This is a genomic window from Pseudomonas sp. NPDC087804 (genome assembly GCF_044742965.1).
Classification (GTDB): domain Bacteria; phylum Pseudomonadota; class Gammaproteobacteria; order Pseudomonadales; family Pseudomonadaceae; genus Aquipseudomonas; species Aquipseudomonas rustica.
In genome coordinates, this window is record NZ_JBIUVN010000009.1 from 1 (window position 1) to 21,513 (window position 21,513).

At 50.5% G+C, this 21,513-nt stretch carries 18 protein-coding genes and 1 pseudogene; 10 read left to right on the forward strand and 9 right to left on the reverse strand.

Translation table 11 applies throughout. The features are described from left to right. The 10 genes and pseudogenes from ACIOMO_RS14415 to ACIOMO_RS14460 all read left to right on the forward strand — a co-directional run. A pseudogene (locus ACIOMO_RS14415) lies at positions 1-377 on the forward strand (S1 RNA-binding domain-containing protein); the annotation flags it as partial. Positions 378-574: 197 nt separating this feature from the next. After that, positions 575-853 (forward strand): hypothetical protein, encoded by a 279-nt coding sequence (locus tag ACIOMO_RS14420; protein ID WP_212543750.1) that lies wholly within the window; start codon positions 575-577, stop codon positions 851-853. Between the two features lie 145 nt (positions 854-998). Beyond that, entirely contained in the window at positions 999-1,295 is a 297-nt protein-coding gene (gene ihfB / locus ACIOMO_RS14425; protein ID WP_003189779.1) for an integration host factor subunit beta, read from the forward strand. Positions 1,296-1,325: 30 nt separating this feature from the next. Further along, positions 1,326-1,565, forward strand: coding sequence for a LapA family protein (locus tag ACIOMO_RS14430; protein ID WP_401241503.1), 240 nt, complete (start codon positions 1,326-1,328; stop codon positions 1,563-1,565). Positions 1,566-1,788: 223 nt separating this feature from the next. Further along, positions 1,789-2,865, forward strand: a complete 1,077-nt coding sequence (gene rfbB / locus ACIOMO_RS14435) for a dTDP-glucose 4,6-dehydratase (protein ID WP_401241702.1) — start codon at positions 1,789-1,791, stop codon at positions 2,863-2,865. Continuing rightward, the gene (rfbD, locus tag ACIOMO_RS14440; RefSeq protein ID WP_401241506.1) at positions 2,862-3,755 is read left to right on the forward strand and encodes a dTDP-4-dehydrorhamnose reductase; all 894 of its coding nucleotides are present in this window, start codon (positions 2,862-2,864) and stop codon (positions 3,753-3,755) included. The genes rfbB and rfbD overlap by 4 nt, the downstream gene beginning before the upstream one ends. Then, positions 3,752-4,642, forward strand: a complete 891-nt coding sequence (rfbA, locus tag ACIOMO_RS14445; protein ID WP_401241508.1) for a glucose-1-phosphate thymidylyltransferase RfbA — start codon at positions 3,752-3,754, stop codon at positions 4,640-4,642. The genes rfbD and rfbA overlap by 4 nt, the downstream gene beginning before the upstream one ends. A gap of 55 nt (positions 4,643-4,697) precedes the next feature. Then, on the forward strand, positions 4,698-5,621 hold the full coding sequence (locus tag ACIOMO_RS14450; protein ID WP_401241511.1) for a glycosyltransferase: 924 nt from the start codon (positions 4,698-4,700) through the stop codon (positions 5,619-5,621). Further along, complete coding sequence (locus ACIOMO_RS14455; RefSeq protein WP_401241513.1) at positions 5,618-6,580, forward strand: UDP-glucose 4-epimerase family protein; 963 nt, start codon at positions 5,618-5,620, stop codon at positions 6,578-6,580. The genes ACIOMO_RS14450 and ACIOMO_RS14455 overlap by 4 nt, the downstream gene beginning before the upstream one ends. Further along, positions 6,577-7,575, forward strand: coding sequence for a glycosyltransferase family 4 protein (locus tag ACIOMO_RS14460; RefSeq protein WP_401241705.1), 999 nt, complete (start codon positions 6,577-6,579; stop codon positions 7,573-7,575). The genes ACIOMO_RS14455 and ACIOMO_RS14460 overlap by 4 nt, the downstream gene beginning before the upstream one ends. Positions 7,576-7,676: 101 nt before the next feature. Here ACIOMO_RS14460 and ACIOMO_RS14465 read toward each other — a convergent pair whose 3' ends face one another. The 9 genes from ACIOMO_RS14465 to rfbC all read right to left on the reverse strand — a co-directional run bounded on the left by ACIOMO_RS14465 (position 7,677) and on the right by rfbC (position 21,168). Beyond that, complete coding sequence (locus ACIOMO_RS14465) at positions 7,677-9,731, reverse strand: glycosyltransferase (protein ID WP_401241516.1); 2,055 nt, start codon at positions 9,729-9,731, stop codon at positions 7,677-7,679. Positions 9,732-9,744: 13 nt separating this feature from the next. Next, the gene (locus ACIOMO_RS14470) at positions 9,745-10,167 is read right to left on the reverse strand and encodes a hypothetical protein (protein ID WP_401241518.1); all 423 of its coding nucleotides are present in this window, start codon (positions 10,165-10,167) and stop codon (positions 9,745-9,747) included. 74 nt (positions 10,168-10,241) lie between these two features. Next, positions 10,242-12,752, reverse strand: a complete 2,511-nt coding sequence (locus ACIOMO_RS14475) for a hypothetical protein (RefSeq protein ID WP_401241519.1) — start codon at positions 12,750-12,752, stop codon at positions 10,242-10,244. A gap of 32 nt (positions 12,753-12,784) precedes the next feature. Next, on the reverse strand, positions 12,785-13,123 hold the full coding sequence (locus ACIOMO_RS14480) for an EamA family transporter (protein ID WP_401241522.1): 339 nt from the start codon (positions 13,121-13,123) through the stop codon (positions 12,785-12,787). Then, complete coding sequence (locus ACIOMO_RS14485; RefSeq protein ID WP_401241524.1) at positions 13,120-14,112, reverse strand: glycosyltransferase family 2 protein; 993 nt, start codon at positions 14,110-14,112, stop codon at positions 13,120-13,122. The genes ACIOMO_RS14480 and ACIOMO_RS14485 overlap by 4 nt, the downstream gene beginning before the upstream one ends. A 59-nt stretch (positions 14,113-14,171) precedes the next feature. Beyond that, the gene (locus ACIOMO_RS14490) at positions 14,172-18,509 is read right to left on the reverse strand and encodes a glycosyltransferase (RefSeq protein ID WP_401241527.1); all 4,338 of its coding nucleotides are present in this window, start codon (positions 18,507-18,509) and stop codon (positions 14,172-14,174) included. Further along, a complete protein-coding gene (locus ACIOMO_RS14495) occupies positions 18,502-19,854 on the reverse strand; it encodes an ABC transporter ATP-binding protein (RefSeq protein ID WP_401241529.1) in 1,353 nt (450 codons plus the stop codon). The genes ACIOMO_RS14490 and ACIOMO_RS14495 overlap by 8 nt, the downstream gene beginning before the upstream one ends. After that, entirely contained in the window at positions 19,844-20,671 is an 828-nt protein-coding gene (locus ACIOMO_RS14500) for an ABC transporter permease (protein ID WP_401241531.1), read from the reverse strand. Before ACIOMO_RS14500 ends, ACIOMO_RS14495 begins: the two co-directional genes overlap by 11 nt. Then, positions 20,671-21,168 carry a dTDP-4-dehydrorhamnose 3,5-epimerase gene (gene rfbC, locus ACIOMO_RS14505; protein ID WP_401241707.1) on the reverse strand — a complete coding sequence of 166 codons (498 nt, stop codon included), beginning with the start codon at positions 21,166-21,168 and terminating at the stop codon, positions 20,671-20,673. The genes ACIOMO_RS14500 and rfbC overlap by 1 nt, the downstream gene beginning before the upstream one ends. Positions 21,169-21,513 lie beyond the last annotated feature (345 nt).

Below are 21,513 nucleotides of genomic sequence, written 5' to 3' on the forward strand. Positions count from 1 at the left end.
AGCAAGTGGAAAGCTATCGTTTATCCGAGTACGTTAAATTTAACGAAAATGGCGCCATCTTTAATGGCACTTTTAATTATTTTGACGCAAAAGGCGCAATAATGGTTCTGGCCTAATTTATCTAAGCGACTCTGAAAGCCTCCGAAATCAGCCGTGACCGCGTTGAAGACGCGCGCAACGTTCTGAAAGAAGGCCAAGAAGTAGAAGCCAAGATCATCAGCGTTGATCGCAAGAGCCGCGTAATCCAGCTCTCCATCAAGTCGAAAGACGATGCTGAAGAGAAAGAAGCTATCCAAAGCCTGAAAGCTGAAGAAGCTCCTACTGGCGACACCACCATGGCGGCACTGCTGCGCCAGGCAATGGCCAAACAGAACTAAGTTCTGCTTGATCATTAAAAAGGGCGACTTCGGTCGCCCTTTTTTGTGCCTGCGATTTGGTGGAGAGGCACCTCTCGCGTGAAACCAATCTTGTTACTCAATTGTCTGTTTCTTTATTCGGATCAATCGTCTATTCGCGACTAGGCTTAGGCTGAAGATCGCAGTAGTCGGGCAGATTGCCTGGCATAAGGAAGTGAATGAACAAGTTTATCGTGTTGGTCGGTGTGCTGATGTTGGCGGGCTGCGCCACGAGCGCCAAGACGCATGTGGTGCGCGGCGTCAGCGGCATCGAGGTCGATTGCTCGGGATTGGGCTCGAGTTGGGAGAAGTGTCAAAAGCGCGCCACAAAAGAATGCAAAGGCGCAGGCTACAAGGTCATTACCAGATCCGATGATGCCAAGGATGATGATCAGTATCCTTTTGGCTTCAATCCTGCGGGCTACCTGACGCGCACGATGTTGGTGATGTGTCGATAGGGTGGGCGTTTATAGAGCTTGTGCCCTGAAAACGGGCGTTTCAATGCGCAGGAAGATATGTCAATCCCTGGGCTGTTCAAAATCTTCCGGGCGTGCTAAAACCTTTCAAGCGCTGATCTAGCTGCTTGAAAAAGAAGGGAAAAATATGACGAAGTCGGAGTTGATCGAACGAATTGTCACCCATCAAGGGCTGCTCTCATCCAAGGATGTAGAGCTGGCCATCAAGACCATGCTTGAACAAATGTCTCAATGTCTGGCCACCGGTGATCGAATCGAGATCCGCGGTTTTGGCAGCTTCTCCTTGCACTATCGCGCGCCGCGCGTTGGGCGCAATCCTAAAACCGGTCAGTCGGTGAGTCTGGACGGAAAATTCGTTCCGCATTTCAAACCGGGCAAGGAATTGCGTGATCGGGTGAATGAGGAAGAGGAGGAGGGGGTTTGATCTTCGCTATTTCTATTCAAGGGGGCGCCAATGCGTAATCTTAAGCGTGTACTGCTTGGCGTTTTTGTTCTCTTGCTGGTGTTGGCTATCCTGGCTTTTATTCTCGAAAACCAGCAATCGGTTTCTCTGTTGTTTTTAGGGTGGGCTGGGCCAGAACTGCCAGTTTCCCTGCTTGTTGTGGCAGCGCTTCTCGTCGGTATGTTGATAGGGCCTATGCTCGCTTGGCTGCTTGGGCGTTCATCCAGAGCGGCGCGCAAACGCCTCGTCTAGCAAGCGGGGCTGTTACGTCCATCGAGTCGCCTCACTGCTTGTCTATATCCATTAGTAAAACGTTCATTAAGCTGTAAAATGCAGCCCTTGTTCGATAATGGAAAATTCCCAAAATCGATTCAGACTGACTCTGACAAATGCCCCATGTTAGGCGGCTTTTGCATCCATGGATCAGACGGTGCTCGTTGGTGACACTGTCAGCAACTCAAGGGTATGGTTTCGCGTGAAAATTTTAGTTACCGGCGGCGCCGGGTTTATCGGCTCGGCAGTCATCCGTCACATCATTTCCAATACTACTGACTCTGTCGTGAACGTCGACAAGTTGACTTATGCCGGTAACCTAGAGTCCTTGGCTGAAGTCAGTCCTGATCCGCGTTATGCGTTCGAGCGCGTTGATATCTGCGACCGTGAACAAATTGATCGCGTCCTGCGTGAGCACCAACCGGATGCAATCATGCATCTGGCTGCCGAATCGCACGTTGACCGTTCTATTACTGGCCCGTCCGAGTTCATCCAGACCAATATTATTGGTACCTACACCCTGCTGGAGGCCTCGCGCCACTATTGGGCTGCCATGGATGATGCACGCAAGGCCAATTTCCGCTTCCACCATATTTCCACTGACGAAGTTTATGGTGATCTCGAAGGCCCAGAAGATCTCTTCACTGAAACCACTCCGTATCAACCAAGCTCGCCGTATTCGGCGAGTAAGGCGAGTTCCGACCACTTGGTTCGTGCCTGGGCGCGCACTTACGGTCTGCCGACTTTGGTCACCAACTGCTCGAATAACTATGGCCCGTGCCACTTCCCTGAGAAATTGATTCCACTGATCATTCTTAATGCGCTGGAAGGCAAGCCGCTGCCGGTTTACGGGAAGGGCGATCAGATTCGCGACTGGTTGTATGTTGAAGATCACGCACGTGCTTTGTACAAAGTCGTCACCGAGGGTGTTCTGGGTGAGACCTACAACATTGGCGGTCATAACGAAAAGCAAAACATCGAGGTTGTGCACACACTTTGCGCGCTGCTGGATGAGTTGCGTCCTGATTCGGCTCACCGTCCACACGCAAGTTTGATCACTTACGTGCAAGATCGTCCAGGTCACGACCTGCGTTATGCGATCGACGCAAGCAAGATCGAGCGTGAGCTCGGATGGACGCCGGAAGAGACTTTCGAAACCGGTATTCGCAAGACAGTTGAGTGGTATCTGACCAACACTGAGTGGGTAGATCACGTGAAGAGCGGTAGCTACCAGCAGTGGATCGACCAGAATTACGCCGGTCGTTCGAATAAAGCATGAAAATTCTTCTTCTTGGAAAAAACGGCCAAGTAGGTTGGGAGTTACAACGCGCGCTCGCACCGCTCGGTGATCTAGTTGCACTGGATCGCCATTCGGCCAATGGTTTGAGCGGAGATTTGTCTGATCCTGAAGCATTGCGTGCTTCTATTCGTCAGATTAAACCTGACGTTATAGTCAATGCTGCTGCTTATACAGCGGTCGATAAGGCTGAGTCAGAAACCGAGCTGGCTGACCGTGTCAACGGCCTGGCCAGTCAGGTTATGGCTGAAGAGGCGCTAGCACTGGACGCGTGGCTGATTCACTACTCCACTGATTACGTTTTCAATGGAGAGGGGCAAACCCCTTGGCTTGAAACAGCTGCGGTGTCTCCGGTCAATCACTATGGTGCAAGCAAACTGGCGGGCGAGCAGGCTATCATTGCTTCGAGCTGTAAGTACCTGATCTTCAGAACTAGCTGGGTCTATGGCGCACGAGGTAATAACTTCGCCAAGACGATGCTACGCCTGGCGAAGGATCGCGAAACGCTGAGCGTTATCGCAGATCAAATCGGGGCGCCAACAGGGGCTGATCTGATCGCCGATGTCACCGCCTTGGCCATTCAGCGAGTTCAGCGTCAACCCGAACTGGCCGGCCTTTATCACTTGGCTGCGGCGGGTGAGGTGTCTTGGCACGGTTACGCCACCTATGTGATCGATTTTGCCAAGGCCAATGATGAGGAACTCGCTGTTACGGCGATCAACCCAATTGATACGTCAGCATATCCTACCCCTGCACGCCGCCCTCTCAATTCGCGATTGAGTACTCAAAAGCTCCGCGATAATTTTTCTCTACACTTGCCGGATTGGCAAAGTGGTGTAACCCGAATGCTTAGGGAAGTCCTGAACAAATGACCACGACAAATCGTAAAGGCATCATCCTCGCAGGTGGGTCGGGCACGCGCCTGCATCCGTTGACCCTTGGCGTGTCCAAGCAGATGTTGCCGATCTACGACAAGCCGATGATCTTTTATCCGCTGTCGGTATTGATGCTGGCAGGGATGCGCGAGATTCTTATCATCTCCACTCCAGAAGACCTGCCGCTGTTTCGCAAGTTGTTGGGCGATGGCAGTTTGTATGGCATTAAATTGACTTATGCAGAGCAGCCAACTCCGGATGGCTTGGCCCAGGCCTTCATTATCGGTGAGGAATTTATTGGTCAAGATCCGTGCTGTCTGATCCTCGGCGACAACATTTTCTACGGTCAGCATTTTTCTGACAACCTGCGTTCGGCCACTGAACAGAAAAGCGGCGCGACAGTGTTTGGCTATCACGTATCCGATCCAGAGCGTTTCGGTGTTGTAGAGTTCGACGCTTCGGGTCGAGCACTTAGCATCGAAGAGAAACCGGCCAAGCCGAAGTCTAATTACGCAGTCACTGGGTTGTACTTCTACGATAATGAAGTGGTTGAAATAGCCAAAAATATCAAACCTTCACAGCGGGGCGAGTTGGAAATTACGGATGTAAACCGTGTTTATCTTGAGCGCAAGTCACTTAATGTCGAGATGTTGGGCCGTGGCTTTGCGTGGCTCGATACTGGTACTCACGATTCGTTGCTTGAAGCCAGTCACTTCGTGCATACCATTGAGCAGCGTCAAGGCTTGAAAGTGGCTTGCTTGGAAGAGATCGCTTACCACAATGGCTGGATAACTGCCGAGCAGCTTGGCGCTCAAGCTGACGCTCTGAAGAAGACTGGGTACGGTCAGTACTTGCAGAAGTTGCTGGACTCGCCTTCTCACTGATTCAGAGGCTCAATCCTTCGAACAGCAGCGTTTAACCGGTTCAAGCAGGAATGGCATGTCAGTAAAACATCCCAAGGTTGCGGTTTTGCTGGCTGCCTACAATGGCATGCAATGGATCGAGGAGCAGTTGACCTCGATTCTCCATCAGTCAGCTGTTGACGTAACCGTCTATATCAGTGTTGACCCCTCAACCGACGGGACTGAGTCTTGGTGCTTGGTTTACGCCGATCAGCATCCAAGCGTCATTGTGCTGCCTGCCGCCGGATCCTTCGGTGGCGCGTCGCGCAATTTTTTTAGACTCATCCGTGATGTTGAATTCGAAGGTTACGATCTGGTTGCCTTCGCCGATCAGGATGACGTCTGGCACACGGATAAGCTCCAGCGTGCGGCCCATGCGATTCAAAGTCGTCAGGTCGATGCCTACTCCAGTAACGTCACGGCTTTCTGGCCAGACGGCAAAACCCATTTGCTGGATAAGGCGCAGCCTCAGGTCGAGTGGGATTATCTGTTCGAGGCGGCCGGGCCGGGCTGTACCTATGTGATGAGCAAAAGTCTCGTGGATGAGCTTAAGTCTTCGATGCTTGCCAATTGGCCGAAATTGCAGGAAGTCAGCCTGCACGACTGGTACTGCTACGCTTTTGCCCGTCGTCATGGTTACCGCTGGTACATCGACCCTGAGACATCCATGAATTATCGTCAGCACGAGCGTAATCAGGTAGGTGCCAACAAAGGTTTGAGTCCACTTATTGCCCGCTACAAAATCATTCATGACGGATGGTGGTTCAATCAGGTTCGATTAATTGCGCGCTTGGTGGGGCAGGGTGCAGATCCCTTCGTGCGGGCATGGCTGAGTTTACGCCGTATACAACTCATCAAACTTTCCTTCAGTGCTTGGCGTTGTCGAAGGCGGGTACGGGATAAAGTGTTTTTCTTTTGTATTTGCTGGGCGACCGCATTGATAGGAAGGAAAGCTAAATGACCGCCTCGAAGGTATTAGTGACGGGGGCTAGCGGTTTCGTTGGAGAGGCGTTGGTTTTTAGGTTGTTGGTCGATAAGCAGTTCTGCCCAATTGCGGCGGCACGCGGCGCAACCCGGCTGCGTGGATTGTGTCGCGTGGTGCCATTCGATCTCACCCACCCCAAGATCCAGCTTGTACTCGATGATGTTCAAGTAGTCGTTCATGCCGCTGCCCGAGTGCATGTCATGAATGAAGCCGCTGCGGATGCATTGGCAGAGTATCGCCAAATAAACGTAGAAGGGACGCTCAAACTAGCTCAGTGCGCTGCGGCGTCAGGGGTAAAGCGTTTTATATTCATAAGCTCGATCAAGGTGAACGGCGAAAGTACCCTCGCGGGTAAACCATTCAAAGCCGATGATCAGCCAAATCCGCTGGATTCTTATGGTGTGTCCAAGTACGAAGCGGAAGAAGCGCTGAAGCAACTAGGACGCGACACCGGCATGGAAGTGGTAATCATCCGTCCATCACTGGTCTACGGTCCTGGCGTGAAAGCCAACTTTCTGAGCATGCTGAGTTGGCTCAATAAAGGAATTCCTTTGCCACTTGGCTTGATTCGGAATCAGCGTAGCCTGGTAGCAATCGGAAATTTGGTGAGCCTTATAGTTACTTGCATTGATCATCCCGCCGCAGCCAATCAGATTTTTCTGGCGAGTGACGGCGAAGACCTGTCCACAACTCAACTGCTGCGTCGTCTATCCAACGCGTTAGGCAAACCTGTCCGACTCTTGCCTCTACCTGAGTGGCTGTTGAAACTCGTAGCCTCAACACTGGGCAAACAAGCTGTCGCTCAGCGCATATGTGGCTCGTTGAAAGTCGATATCAGCAAAAATCACGAATTATTGGGATGGATGCCTCCCATCAACCTGGACACAGCTATGCGTCAAACCGCTGGCCATTATCTGGAAAAGAAAACGAAATGACTGTTTGGTGGCTGCTGGTCGCGGTATTCGCTGTTTCTTGGGTGCTGACGTTTATTCTGCGTCGTTATGCCTTGATTAAGAGTTTGATGGATATACCTAACGCCCGTAGTTCGCACTCTGTTCCTACTCCGCGGGGGGGGGGGGTGGCCATAGTTGTCGCCTTTCTACTAGCGCTGCCAGTCTTGGCCGGCATGAAGATGTTAAGTCCCGCGGCACTGTATGGGCTGTTTGGCGCGGGACTGCTTGTTGCCGTTATCGGGTTTGCCGATGACCATAAGCATATTGCTGCCAGATGGCGGTTGCTAGGGCATTTCATCGTTGCGGCTTGGGCACTGTTCTGGCTGAACGGTCTTCCGTCTGTTGAGCTGTTCGGTATTAATATTGATTTGGGATGGTTCGGTAATGTCCTGGCGTTGGTTTATCTGGTCTGGATGCTCAATCTCTATAACTTCATGGACGGTATAGATGGATTGGCGAGTGCGGAGGCGATTAGTGTTTGCCTGGGGATGTGTCTTGTTTATTGGTTAAGTGGGAATCTTGAGCTGATCTGGGCTCCGTTGATTCTGACGGCGGCAGTGGCAGGGTTTCTTTGTTGGAATTTTCCACCTGCGCGTATTTTCATGGGGGATGCAGGCAGCGGATTTCTGGGAATTATCCTCGCCATTCTCGCTCTTTCATCGGCCGCCTACGGGGCCAATCTGCTTTGGTCCTGGCTGATCATGCTCGGCGTGTTCATTGTCGATGCTACTTTGACCTTGGTAATCCGTGCGCTGAAAGGCGAACGTCTTCATCAGGCACATAATCAACATGCTTATCAGCAGGCTGCGAGGCGATATGAAAGTCACTTGTTCATTTCTGGCTGGGTTGTATGCATCAATGTAGCTTGGTTGATGCCCATGGCCATTCTCGCCGGTTTGGGGATCTTGCCGGGGGCAGTGGCACTCGTAATATCGTATGCACTCTTGATTATTGTTGCTACGAAGGTAAAAATCTGAATTGGGTGCCACCGATGAGCCCGCAGCGTCATCTTTGTGAGCCGCTGTTCAGCGAGGGATGCTTGGTTTCAAGCAGCCCTTGTATTGAAAAGGCTCAGTGATTAATAGTTCTCACTTGTTCTCGGCGGAAAACCCAGAGAAAAGTCCTCGGCGGAAAGCGTCAGGTTTGGATTGTAAAATGGATCGTGCTTAATAACTTTACTCCAACGATTGACCATATAGCTTACTTCACTTTCAAATCTTTTTATTTTTTCCGGTGTGTCTTCGTAGCCTCGAGTTGCAGATTCATGATGATAAAGATCTGCATTCGGGGTCCAGATATTTTGATAACCTGCCTCCATAATCTTCAAGCATAAATCTATATCATTAAATGCGATTTTCAGTTGCGTCTCATTGAGCCCTTCCACCTCTTCGAAAATCGACTTTTTGACTATAAGACATGCTGCGGTGACGGCAGATAGTCCCTGAATAAGCGAGGCCCTGCCAAAGTACCCATGATGGCCCCTAGTTAGCATTTTGTGTGCATGTCCTGCTAGACCTAACGGCCCCATGATGACGCCACCGTGTTGCAAGCGATCGTCTGGGTACCATAGCCGAGCGCCGATCGCCCCTGCGTTGGGTTGAACGGCAAGCGAAACCATTTCATTGAGCCATTCTGGACTGATAACTTCGATATCGTTGTTTATTAATCCGATGTACTCCCCGTTCGCAAGCTTCACAGCCTTGTTATTAAGAGCCGAGTAGTTGAACTCCCCGTCATCACGAATAACGCGGATGCCTTCGATTCTAGATAGTGCTTCGAAGTATTCGAGCGATTGTTTATCGTCAGAGCCGTTATCGATCAGTATGATTTCGTAATTTTTGTAAATTGTTTTATGGTGGATGCTTTCAATGCATTGTTTTACTAGGTGGTGTGCATTGCGGGTGGGGATTATCAAGCTGACGAGAGGTTCGTTTTTTGGAAGATCGTAGTGTATGCGATACATGCCAAAATCGAGAAGCTCTGCATGACCGGCTATTCCAGATCGATGCAGGTGTTCATCAAGCGCTCTCTTACCGGCCGTTTGTGCATAAGGCTTTTCACTGCTAGACATTGCAGTACTGCCTGCATGCATGCGCCAATGATAGAGTACACGCGGAATGTGAATGATTTGGGTGGCGTCAACCTGCTCGATGCATCTTAGCGCCAAGTCGTAATCCTGAGAGCCCTCCATTCCAATTCTGAATCGTCCCACATTGTCGACCAGTTCTTTCCGGTAAACGCCTAAATGGCTGATCATATTGTGCGAGCGGAATAGATATGGGTTCCAGTCGGATTTGAAATACGGTGCAGACCTGTTGCCAAGCTCGTCTATCTTGTCCTCGTCCGAGTAAAGGATGGCAACGTTAGGATGAGCGTTGATTGTCTTTGCAACCCAAAATAAAGCATGCTCGGCAATTATATCGTCATTGTCCATGAGGACAATGAATTCGCCTGTAGCAATGTCAAGTGCTGAATTTGTGGCTTGGGATATATGGCCGTTTTCCTCGCGATAAATAACTTTTATTCTATGGTCGGATTCGACACTGTGCTCCAGAAAGCGTCTGACTCTATGGTCAGTCGATGAGTCGTCAGCAATGCAGAGTTCCCAGTTTGTATAAGTTTGAAATTTTATGCTGTCGATGGCTTCCCGCAACATGTCTATGGGGGGATTATAAACGGGCATTACTATGGAAAGGAGCGGCCTAGACCTCCACGTTCCAGCTTCCTCATGCATGCAAAGGCGGTCGACGTCATTGAGCGTGTCAAACTTATGAATCCACTGCGTGTAGGAGTTGTGTTCCAGATGGACTTCGCTGGTTATATCGTGGGACGGTTCTAGGCGTAAATTATCCTGCGTCACGATGGGTTGCACTTGATAAGTGCCTTTGGAACTACCAGTTACGATACGTTTTATAGCGCTCACTATTTTTCTGAGCGGGGAAGTGATTTTCCAACTCGTCGAGCCTTGAATTTCCCTGATTGTGAGATTCAAGTTGTGGATGTGTGTATCTCGTTGAGTGAGATCGTTCCTGTGGGCTTCTTCGTTGTCTTTAAGTTGTTTCTGAAGTCTGTCTATGACCTCTGATGACTCGTTTTTCTGGCGATAATTTTCTTGGCGTAAGCGCTTAATCATGATTCATAATCCTTCAGTTTCCAAAAACTCTTGCAGAATAAATACTATCCATTCCTAGGCAGTAGTTGCTCGCAACATTACTGACCTGACCGATATTACTCAGCGATGCGTTCGTAGCTTCGCGGCAAGCAAAATGATTAGCGTTGCTCGCCGAGGTATCGACCCTTGTAAAATTTATAGAATTGGTTTGTTGTCCGGCGTTCATCAGACGTGTTGGGACAGACCAGCGTACGCGGGGAATATCTAAATAATCGTCTGCAGATGTGTGAGTGAGGCAGCGCGTGACGAGGTTTTGATTTTCACAGTGAGTGCTCTGCACACTCCGGTAAAAGACTGCACGTTTGGCGAAGCGAGCGACTTGTTCAAGGCAGCGAGGTTTCATACTTGTCAACCGGTGCAGGCGCGTCATGTCGCCAGAATTACGCCATACTTCCATGTCGTTGTGTTCGCTCAATGTATACAGCTTGAAAATGCCAGTCAACATTGTTGACTGGCATTAGCTGTGGGGGGCTATTTCTCGGTGATATCGAACCAGCTCCATCCATCTGCGGTTCTTATGAAAGATAAGCTTGAGTTCCTATCTAGTGCCGATCGATCCGCGACAGGAGCGGCAACCGTGGTAGCACCGCTAAGCTTGAAGTCGAATTTTTCAAGATCCACTCTTATGACTACTACATCGGGTCTTGGTGTCTCAATGATATAAGTATCGTTACCGTTCAATTGCCCAGATAGGTACGTAAGGTGCTGGTAGCGATTGTAGGTGTTCGATTCTGTTCCCTTGATGTCTAGGCGTTTCCATAGCGACGACTGTGGATAATAATATATCCCGTTGGCAAGAGCGTTGCCACTTGCTACCAAATACATGGCTGGTGTCATATTTTCGAGCACAAGTATTCGTGAAGGCCGAGCCTCAGAAGTTTTCAAGGGGATGAACTTATTATTCAGCGCCTCAGGGGCAATATTTATGGGGTTGAAGGTGAGAGTGGTAGATATCGTGAGTCCCAAGCTGAGAGCGATGAAGTTTTTGAATTGTGTGACGGCGAGAAAGTAACCTGTTGCAAGGGTTACTAGCATGGTTGCAATTTGTACGTTTGGAGAAAAAGTAGCGAGGATTGAATCGTCGAGACTGTTAACCGCGCGGTAGATGATGTACGTCCATACTGCCGCAAACAACAAAGACAGCCCTCTGTGAAGATTGCTCGCGCTGACTTTATGTTTAAACAATAACCCTGTCAGGATAATACAGGAAAGCCCAAGCGCGAGATCCGCACGATTGGCTGGAACTCTTCCCCAAAAAGAATACTTGGCCAGCGCCGTCGGAACCCCCCAAAACATGAACACCAAGATAAAGACGATTGCCAGCGCTAGCGCACACTCTAGTGCATTGAGACTACGGCGGTAGGCATTGACCGCGAAAAGAAATGCCAAGGGCAGTAGGAGGTAGTAAAAAGAAGCGATTTCGCTTTCGTTGCTATACGGGCTCACAATGCCCTGCATTGTGGCCAGGTTCGTGAAGCCTCGCAACAAAGTGGAAAGCGACATGGTTCCACCAACCACTGTTGTCCGTTGGCCTGGATAAACAGTGTTTTCCATGGCTTGGATAGCGGTACGGGCATCCAGCCACCACGGTATGATTATGGCAGCTGACACGACGAGCGAAATAATAATACAGGCTATTACGGGCTTGTCGAAGTTCCTATACAGTTTCTCTTTGATCAAGAGGCCAATTATCAAAGCCAGGTAAATATACCCAAGTGAGACCTGCCAAGGTGGGTAAAGTACAAATACAAATCCGCTAAAAGCGATACCCATCAATACCGCTGCCGCTAGTTTGCCTGAGAGCGGGTTGTGGCGAATTATGTAGTTCGCACAGAGAAATACCACGGAGGGAAAAAAGACCGCGTAGGCCGGCCAGTTGGACCAGGCCACTACATAAGGCGATGTCGAAAACAGAAGTGAAAGCAGGAAGTTGGCGCGCCACTGGCCAGGTATCAGCACACACAGGACGGCCCACAGTGCAATCAGGCAGGAAAATACCGGAAATAACCAGTTCCAGGACAGCGCGCGTTTCAGGTCGAAAACGAAATAGCCCCATGTGGCGGGTTTGGCAATGGCCGATATGTGTGCAACCGGGACGCCGGCCATGCCCACGATCAACATGTTTTGCCCGTCTTCACCGTGGTTACTGTTTACCACCGGGTTGGCGGGCTGATGGTTGTACTGGGCGATTGCCAAAGGCGTGAGCACGAGCCACTCATCGCTGCGAATTCCACGATCTTGTCCAGCGATATTGAGAATTTTCGCCTCAACTGTCGGAGCTTGAGCAAGACCAAAGTTCAGTGAGGATCCCGTTATGCCTATCCCTACCAGACCGATGAAGGCCAGAATTAGGCTAAACCCGAACAGCTGGGGGGCTGTCACAACGCCCGACAACCTTGCTGTTAGTTTGGCAGAAAGATAATCGACTTTGATAAAGGTGATAACAAGCGTTAAAAATATCGAGAGCAGAAGCAATTTAACCAGCCGAACACTGGTTTTATCTTTATTGAAGTCCCTGGGGATGATAATGGATCGGGTCGACTCGTTTCCGGTAATCAGTTGATTTTTGCCAGTATCGAGTTTTGCAACAACCTTGATGGTGTGGGAGCCTGGCTCAATATCATCAGGGATTTTTATGTTCACTCGCCAACCTGAGCGGAGCCAATCGGCACGCGAAGTCGCTTGCACAACATCCGGCCGTTCGAAACGCTCAAAGGGACCTTCGGATATTTTCTGCTCATCTATCCAGACGGCAAGGGAGACGATCTGGATAGATGACTGGGTGGCACCTATCCATCCTTGGGCCGCAATGTGTTCATCCTTGATCACGAGCGCATCGATGAACCCCTCTGCATCGTTATGGGGTGCCGCTTGCGCAGCAGTAGCCCCAGCGATAAATAAATTAAAAATTAATACAATGAACAAAAAAAGCCGAAATGGGGCTTTTGAACTGTTGGTGAAAGTAGGCGGTAGATGAATCATAAGTACATCGGGCTCGTCATGGATTGTTGGTGTTATGCTTTTACCGCCAAGACGATGCCTGCCATTATCATGGCGACACCAACGAAGTACTGCGGCTGAAAGCGTTCGCCAAAAAAGAAATGGCTGCCTATTGGTACCAGTACAAAGGCCATCGCCATGAGCGGATAGACCTTGCCCAGTTCAATCTTTTGCAGAACCCATACCCAGGCGATGGTGGTAATGCCATACAGGGCGAATGCAAAAAATAAGGTTGTCAATGTGGAGAGGTCGAAGAGACTCCCGCTTTTCTGTAATGAGGTTGCACTCAGTTTGAACAGAATCTGACCAGCCGCAATACCCAGTACACAGATCAAGGCAATAAAATAGATCATGAGTTCACCGTAGGCTTGCTGGAGATTGTTCGTTGTTTGAGGTGAAAGGCTCGCTTGGGAACGGACTGCACATCATGGCCGATGAAGGCGAGCACAAATTGAGTTCCCAAAATAACCGGTAATGCCGAAAGCATGACCGTGCCGGCGGATGTCGCCACGCCCGATTGCATCGAACCTATCCAATGAGAAAGACCAAATAGACCACCAACGACGATCATCGAAATCCCGATCGGGAGCTCCAGAGAGGCCAGGGACATATCGCGCAGATAATAGTTATAGAAGATTCGCTTGCAGGTGTTGCGCATGTGTTTGATGAAAAACTCGCCGATGATTTTTGAAATCTTTAGGTTGCTTTCTTCGTCTGCATACTTGGCGTCCATGGGGATATCGACGACCACGGCGCGCAGCGTGTTCAAGCGAAAGAGCATGTCCGTTTCGAAGAAATAGCGTTTACTGATCTTCTCCATGGGCAAGTGCCGGGCCACGTCTCTATGTATAGCCGTATAACCATTAGTGGGATCGAAAAGATCCCAGTAACCGGACGACAATTTCGTCAGAAAAGACAGTGCAGCATTCCCGAACAAACGCATCTTCGGCATCTGTCGAATCTCTTCCAGATCGAAGAAACGGTTACCTTTGGCATAGTCGGCATCACCGTTGAGTATGGGCGATACAAAAGCCGGGATCAGGGTCGGGTCCATCTGCCCATCGCCGTCGACCTTGACGATGACTGTCATATCATCAGCAATTGCCTGACGATAGCCAGTCATCACTGCACCGCCTACACCCTGGTTGCTGGCACAGCGCAGCACCATCACTCGTGGGTCGGTACAGTGTGCCTCGACATGATCGCCCGATTTGTCCGGGCAGCAATCGTCCACTACGTAAATCTTGTCTATTTCCTCTGGCATCTCCGCAATTACCTGGAGAATATGCCGTACTACCTTAAAGGAGGGTATGACGACGGCAATATGTTGATTTGCGATCATAAATTTCTTTCCATTGATGTCTTGAAAGGCGATCGGCGCTGGACAAACCTTGGTTCGCCTCAGAATTCAACTCTGGGCGGCCAAGCCAGACTGAAGTCTTCATAGTTCAGGGTCAGGTTCGGACTGTAAGCCCGGTCATTTTGTATATCAGGCCAGCGGGACTTCATGTAATTCACCTCTTTCATGAATCGCTCTTGTTTCTGAGGTGTATTTTCCAAGCCACGAGTGGCTGACTCGTGGTGATACAGTTCGGCAAATGGCGTCCAAACGTTCTTGTAGCCGGCCTCCTGTACTCGCAGACAGAAATCCACATCGTTGAAGGCGACCTTCAGATTGACTTCGTCCAGACCGCCCACTTCATCAAATATCGATTTTTTAATGATCAGGCAGGCGGCGGTGACCGCCGAGAATTCCTGAATCAGCGCCGCGCGGCAGAAGTACCCCAAGTCACCTTTCGGCAGGTATTTATGGGAGTGGCCGGCCACTCCCCCAAGGCCGACCAGTACACCACCGTGCTGGAGGCGATCGTCCGGATACCATAATCGTGCGCCGACGGCACCCACGCTTGGCTGCAGTGCAATCGCAACCATCTCTTCAAGCCACTCCGGCGTGATGACTTCGATGTCGTTGTTGATCAAGCCGATCAGCTCGCCACGTGCCTCTCGGACAGCGCGGTTGTTCAGAGCTGAATAATTGAATGGTCCGTCATCGTGCAAAACAGTGATGTTGGGTTCGTTGCCCAGCTCCGAGAAATAGGCCAGAGACTCCGGATCATCCGATCCATTGTCGATCAGTATTATTTCGAAATTCCTATAGCTGGACAGCGTCTTGATACTGTCAATGCATTGCTTCACTAGCGCGTAGGCGTTCCGGGTCGGGATAATCAGGCTGACAAGAGGAAGCTGCGCCGGCAACGCGTAGTGGGTACGGTACATTCCCCTTGGCAGTAACTCTGTCTTGCCAATATTGCCTTTGCGTTGCAGGTGCTCGTCGAGGGCCTTGACCCCCGCGAGCGCCGCGTAGGGCTTTTCATCCCCCGCCATGGCGGTACTGCCGACGTGGATTCGCCAGTGATACAAGACTCTCGGGATATGAACAATCTGGTTTTCAGCAAGCTGCTCGGAGCACCGGAGCGCAAGATCGTAGTCTTGTGCGCCTTCAAATCCGACTCGAAATCCACCGACCTGTTCAATGAGATCGCGGCGGTAAACGCCAAGATGACAGATCATATTCTGTGAGCGGAACAGGAATTCGTTCCATTCAGACTTGAAATAGGGACTACTGCGTGTTCCCTGGTTGTCGATCTTGTCTTCATCGGAGTAGATCAGCCCAGCCCCCGGGTTTTCGATGATCGCCCGGGCTACCCAATACAGTGCATGCTCGGGTAGCAGGTCGTCGTTGTCCATGAGTGCGATGTAGCTGCCTAGGGCAGATTCCAATGCTGTGCTACTGGCTTGGGAAATGTGGCCGTTTTCCGAGCGCATTGTCACGTTGATCCGTTCGTCCTCGCTGGAGAGAGACTCCAAGTATTCGATGACTTGGGGATCGGTCGATGCATCGTCGGCGATACAGAGCTGCCAATTGGGATACAGCTGGGCAAGTACGCTCGTTACAGCCTCCTGAAGTAGTTCCAGGGGCGGGTTGTAGACCGGCATGATTATTGAAATAAGAGGCGCTTGGTTCCATGTTCTGATGTCTTCCTTGATACGCTCACGGCAATTATCATCCAGTGTGTCGTAGTATTTGACCCAGGTCAGATAATCATTCCGATCGGTAACTTCACGGGTTTCCTGTCCAACGAATTCGAATTGGCTGGATCTATTCAGCCAGCGCAAGCGTTCAATAAGTCCCCGGGTTCCTTGTTCACGCCATACGGCCATTGTTTTTTTAACCGTGCTCTTAAATCCGCCACCCTTCCGGATGACCGCGGGTAGTACTCGCAACGTTTTTCTCAATCGTTTCGCGATACGCAGGACGCGCCGTAGCGGAGCAGTTATTTTCCAGCTTGTTGAACTTTGCATTGAAATGATGTTTAAGTTCAGGTCATGGATATGGGTATCCTTTTGACTCTGTAGCAGCGCGAGCCGGCTCTCCAGTTCCTGGATATGGGTATCCTTTTGACACTGTAGCAGCGCGAGTCGGCTCTCCAGTTCTTGGGTATGGGTATCCTTTTGATGCTGTAGCAGCGCGAGCCGGTTTTCCAGTTCCTGGATACGAGCCTGTTGTTGATTCAGAAGCTCTTCGTTCAGTTGCGCTTTTTCCGCTGCCATCATACTGGATGAGCTGATGGAGGTCAGAATCTCAGTGGACGTTGAGGTTTTCGTTAAGAGTGTGAGGTCAACAATGAGACTGACAGGCTCGAGATCTTGGAGGGTGTCTAGACGCACGGGCAGGAGGATGTTGGGATCGTCGTTGAGCGATACGAAGAGTAAACCGTCGTGATCGCCTGGCACGAAGCTCACGCCTGAGAAGTTGATAAAGTCATTCTGAGAAGCCCAGATCGTTTCAGAGGATGAAATTATCGTGATGCTGTGAATGATGAACGCTTCTTTAGCGTTTACTGGATCGAACCGCAGCAAACATTGATTTTCCGACCGATGAGTCAAGTCGAATGAAATGCTCTGGCGCCCGTGTTGGAGGACTTGTGTGGATTTGGCTGTTTCGACGAAGTCTCCTTCGGCAGTTCCGAAATACAATATGGCAAGCATTTCTATCGGCACGGATGCTTGTACTTCACCAATCGTTTCCTCTGGATGCCAGTTCAGGAAGAGCTCCGCTTGCCGACCTGTAACTTCTTGCTGGAACCTCGCTTCAGACTGGACGTAGCGATCAATGTCATCGGGATTCAGGTGTATTGCGACACTTTCAAGCAAGGACGATACAAAAGATTGACGAGTCAGCTGGGTCGCTGCATGGGATTGAGGGTTCAGCGAAGGCATCAGCAAAAGAAGCCCACGCAGCAGCAGGTGACCAAGCTCTACCCCATCGGTCAACTGCCATTCGATATCAATCAGCGTGGCTGATCCCGTTGCGTCAATGATGATGTTTTGTGGAACGGCATCGATGAAGTGACCTGGCAGGCGGGTGTTTGCACAGGTCATCGACTCACTGGAATTTTTATCTGATAGTGCCAGGAGAATACTGACATAGCGCGCCATTAAAGGATGGAAATCCTTTGCACTCCAGTCCGGCCTGGCGGCGAGTAACAAGAAATCCCGGCTGAGAACGTCCCCCTTTACATAGCGATCGGAAGAAGGAAGGACATGTTTGAAATTCACATTGTCGTCTGCGTCTGCGTCTGCGTTATCGGCGAAGCGGTTGTAATGGACCTCAATGCCCTGCTCGGTTGCTCGAAAGACCGACGCTTTACAGTACACAGATCTGCGACCGGTACTGTAATGATACGCTAGGATGTTTTCATCGACAGGCGACTCTCTGGTGTTGGATGCCGCCACCAGAAACGAGTTCGCCAGCGTCATGCCCAAATCGTTTTCGATGACAACCGGCCAACTCTTTTCTAGATCGAAATGGGTCGAGTTGGGTAGCTGTCGATCCTTGCGTACATTTTGACAGGAGAGCGCCGCCGCATCGAACAACTGCGACGCGTAGCCGGCCTCGGTGATGATGGAGTTTGGCATTTTATAGTCCGGCAGCGGCGACATGAATGTCGTTGTAGAGAAGCCTGCGCGTTCAATCAATCGCTCCAATTCGTTACGTCCGTAGGTTTTCGGCTGCCCTTGGGTATAGCGTCCCTCAATACCGTACATGGGGATGTTTAGATGGTCTTCCGGTGCGCCGGCAAAGTATTTGAGCCCTAATTGGTTTTCGATGGCGATGAACAGGTGGCCGTCAGGCTTGAGCAGTTCCCGAATCCGTCGGAGCATGGTGTAGGCTGGGTCAGCATCTTTGCTAAACATGCTCGCGTATTCCAATACGCCGATGAGCGTGATCGTGTCGAATTGTTCGTCGGTCTTGAAATCGTCAAAGCGTTCCGCGAGAACGGTTACGTTCTCCAGTCCACGTGTACGGCTCGCAGCAATCGAGGCGCGTCGAGGGCTGCCTTCGAGACTCAGCAGTTGGGCACCGCATTCGCCTAGGAATCGGCTTATCGCCCCACACCCCGCGCCGATTTCTAGGACCTTGCCTTTGAGCAGGTGTTCGAAAGGACGCAGGATGTTGCCGCGAATGGAGCTTAGATGGTAAAGCGTCGCCCAATCGGTGCAATGTTGAGGAAGCTCTTCAGATAGAACTGAAACATCCTCGGCGTCGCGAACAATTGCGGCGAGTTTGTTTTCAGTTTTGTCACCGTCACTGTAAGCGATACCTTGATAATCTGAGCGTACCCATATACCGGTTTGTTCGTCGCGGGTATACCCGTAGCGATCAAGTTCAAACATTTTCAGTTACCAATTTGATTTCCATGGAGGCACCTAGATCTATCAAGCCCAACACTTTTGGGGTGGGCGCTACGACAAAGTGAATAGAGTCGTAGCGTCGGTCGTGAGGCAAGATATCTTCACCGGATCTTGACGCGATACCTACGGAAATAAAGTAATCACCTGTTGCAAGTCGGTTAACAAACTTCAGGCACGCCGTGGCTTGGGTGCCCGGCGCACCGATCGTTTGATCCGATTCGCAATCCAGTAGATATGAGTTAGTACCGTAAACCGTTACCCCTTCTTTGGTTTTAATGGTGAAGCCAAGAATCGGATTGACGATCATATGATTAAATTGAATCGCAAGATTAAGGGTAATGTCCTCACCCGATTCAATCGTATTGGGGTACTCGCGACCTGCCGCACTCAAATGAAAATCCAGTAAGGTTGCGGCATCGTCTCCCCAGCGATATTCATGGGTGTTGTACCCCGGCCGACTCGCATAAGCGTTTTGTTCGAAACTGAGCTTTATAGTCTCAGGAGTGTGGACTGGCAGAGGTGTATCGGATTCTTGCGCATCCTTTTTTTCCGGACGTTTTTCGCGGCCAAAAAGAATATCCATGTAGCGATTGACGACCGGCCGGGATTCGCCGATGAGCTCGATTCTGCTTTGGTTGATCAGAATCGCACGAGAGCAGTGAGTGACCACCTGTTCGCTGGCATGGGTAACCAGCAAAATGCTGGTCCCGTTGTCTTTGAGTTGTCGCAGCCGTTCAAAGCACTTGGCCTGGAATCGGGCGTCGCCAACGGAAAGGGCTTCATCAACGATTAGAATTTCCGGATCAACCTGGGCCTGTACAGCAAATGCCAGTCGCACCGCCATACCGCTTGAATAAGCCTTGACAGGCTGATCTATGAATTCTCCGATATCTGCGAAGCCTGCGATCGCGTCAAAACGCTCGTTCACTTCTTCCCGAGTCAAGCCCAGTACAGCTGCGTTGAGATAGATATTCTCGCGCCCCGTAAACTCCGGATTGAATCCGGAGCCAAGCTCCAGGAGTGCTGCAATGCGCCCTTGAGTCTCGATTGAACCGGTAGTAGGGGTCAAAGTGCCACAGATGATTTGCAGAAGCGTGGATTTGCCGGAGCCATTACGACCAACGATTCCGACGGTTTCTCCTTTTTTTACGTCGAAGCTGATATCGCGTAGTGCCCAGAACTCCTTGCCGTATGTCGTGACCTCGTCACCCGCCCAGCGTTGAAGGCGGGGCATGATGGCCTGCATTAGTCGGTCCCGAGGCTTTTCGTAGGTATAAAAACACTTGGAGATATTTTTTACGCTGATTGCGACATTTTCAGAGGACATCAGCGAACCCTTTGCGTGTTTTTTGGAAGAACCAGAATCCAACTACGGCAATGAATGCGCCGATAAGCATTGCTATGGCCAAGCTATCCCACTGAGGTAAATGCCCGAAAAGCAGAACATTTCGGCTTTCTTCAATGATATAGGTCAGTGGGTTTAGCCGGAGCCAAGGCTGATATATCTCGGGCAGCGCCGCAACGGGGTATAGGACAGGTGACAAAAACAGCAGCACGGTGGTGAGAACCGCGATGACGTGCCCCACATCTCGTAAATACACTCCGAGCGATGCCAAAAGCCAACTGAATCCCAAAGTCGCTAATAGAAGTGGCACTAGAATCAGTGGGAATAGTAATGCCGTCCATTCCATTGTATGCGTCAAGGCCACTTGGGCGATCAACAGAACCACCAGGCTGATGCTGCTATGGAACAAGGCTGAGCCCAGGGTAATGACAGGAAGTATTTCCAGAGGAAAAACTACCTTTTTTACGTAATTTCCATTTGTCAGGATCAGTGAAGGTGCCCGGTTCGCACATTCGGCGAACAGTCCATGAACGATCATGCCCACGAAAAGCAAAATCGCAAAGCCTCCCTTGCCGGTATCCATGCCTACCCATCGAGCTTTGAATATCTCAGAAAAAACAAAGGTATAAACAGCCAGCATCAAAATAGGATTGAAGAAGGACCATGCCAGACCCATTACTGAACCGCGGTAGCGCCCGACTACCTCACGTTTGGTCATTTGTGCAATAAGTTGGCGATTCTGCCACAAGCTTTTGATCAGGCTGACAGGTCCGCCCGCTGGAGATAGATGGGGATTCATTAGGCAAACACCTCTGCGTATTCGAGCAGGGCTGCTGCCTGATCTTTGACGGACATGGTCGGTGCTCCCTCAATTGGCCAGTCGATACCGATGGCAGGATCGTTCCATGCCAGGCTGCGCTCATAGGAAGGCGCGTAATAGTCGGTGGTTTTGTACGAGAACTCGGCACTAGACGACAGAACAACGAAGCCGTGAGCGACCCCTTCAGGTATCCATAGCTGATGCTTGTTTTCAGCACTGAGGTAGGCGTCGACCCTTTCGCCGAAAGTGGGCGAGCTTTTACACAGGTCAACCGCGACGTCGAAGACTTCACCGGCCGTTACGCGAACCAATTTGCCCTGAGGTTGCTGGGTCTGATAGTGAAGTCCGCGTAGCACACGTTTCACCGAGCGTGAATGATTGTCTTGGACGAACTGGATTTCACACCCTGCTGCATCACCAAAGATTTTTGGCTCAAAAAGGATTACCTCTGGGATAGTCAGCGGTGTTGTTTTTATCGTCATTGATTCATAACCAGAAGATAGGGTGATGTCATTGCGATTGCCATTTTCATGAGGCGCTTGGCAGAGTCATCAAAACTCTGAGATGCGCAGCTAGACCTAGGGATACAGGTTCTGGCAGGTAGACGCTTATCGGCCCTTTTGGGCGCGCTGATGGAAAGTTGAAGAGGCTGATCTCACGCATAGTTTTATCGTCACCTGACTCTGCAGTGGAAATCGTTCCATCTCGTTTCATTTCGTTCCTTCAGTCATTACAAAAACTTTTAATATCGTGTCTTTTTAACGCTAGATCGCGGCTATTTCGAAGAATCTGTTCTAAATGTTGCCAAGGGTCGAACTGAG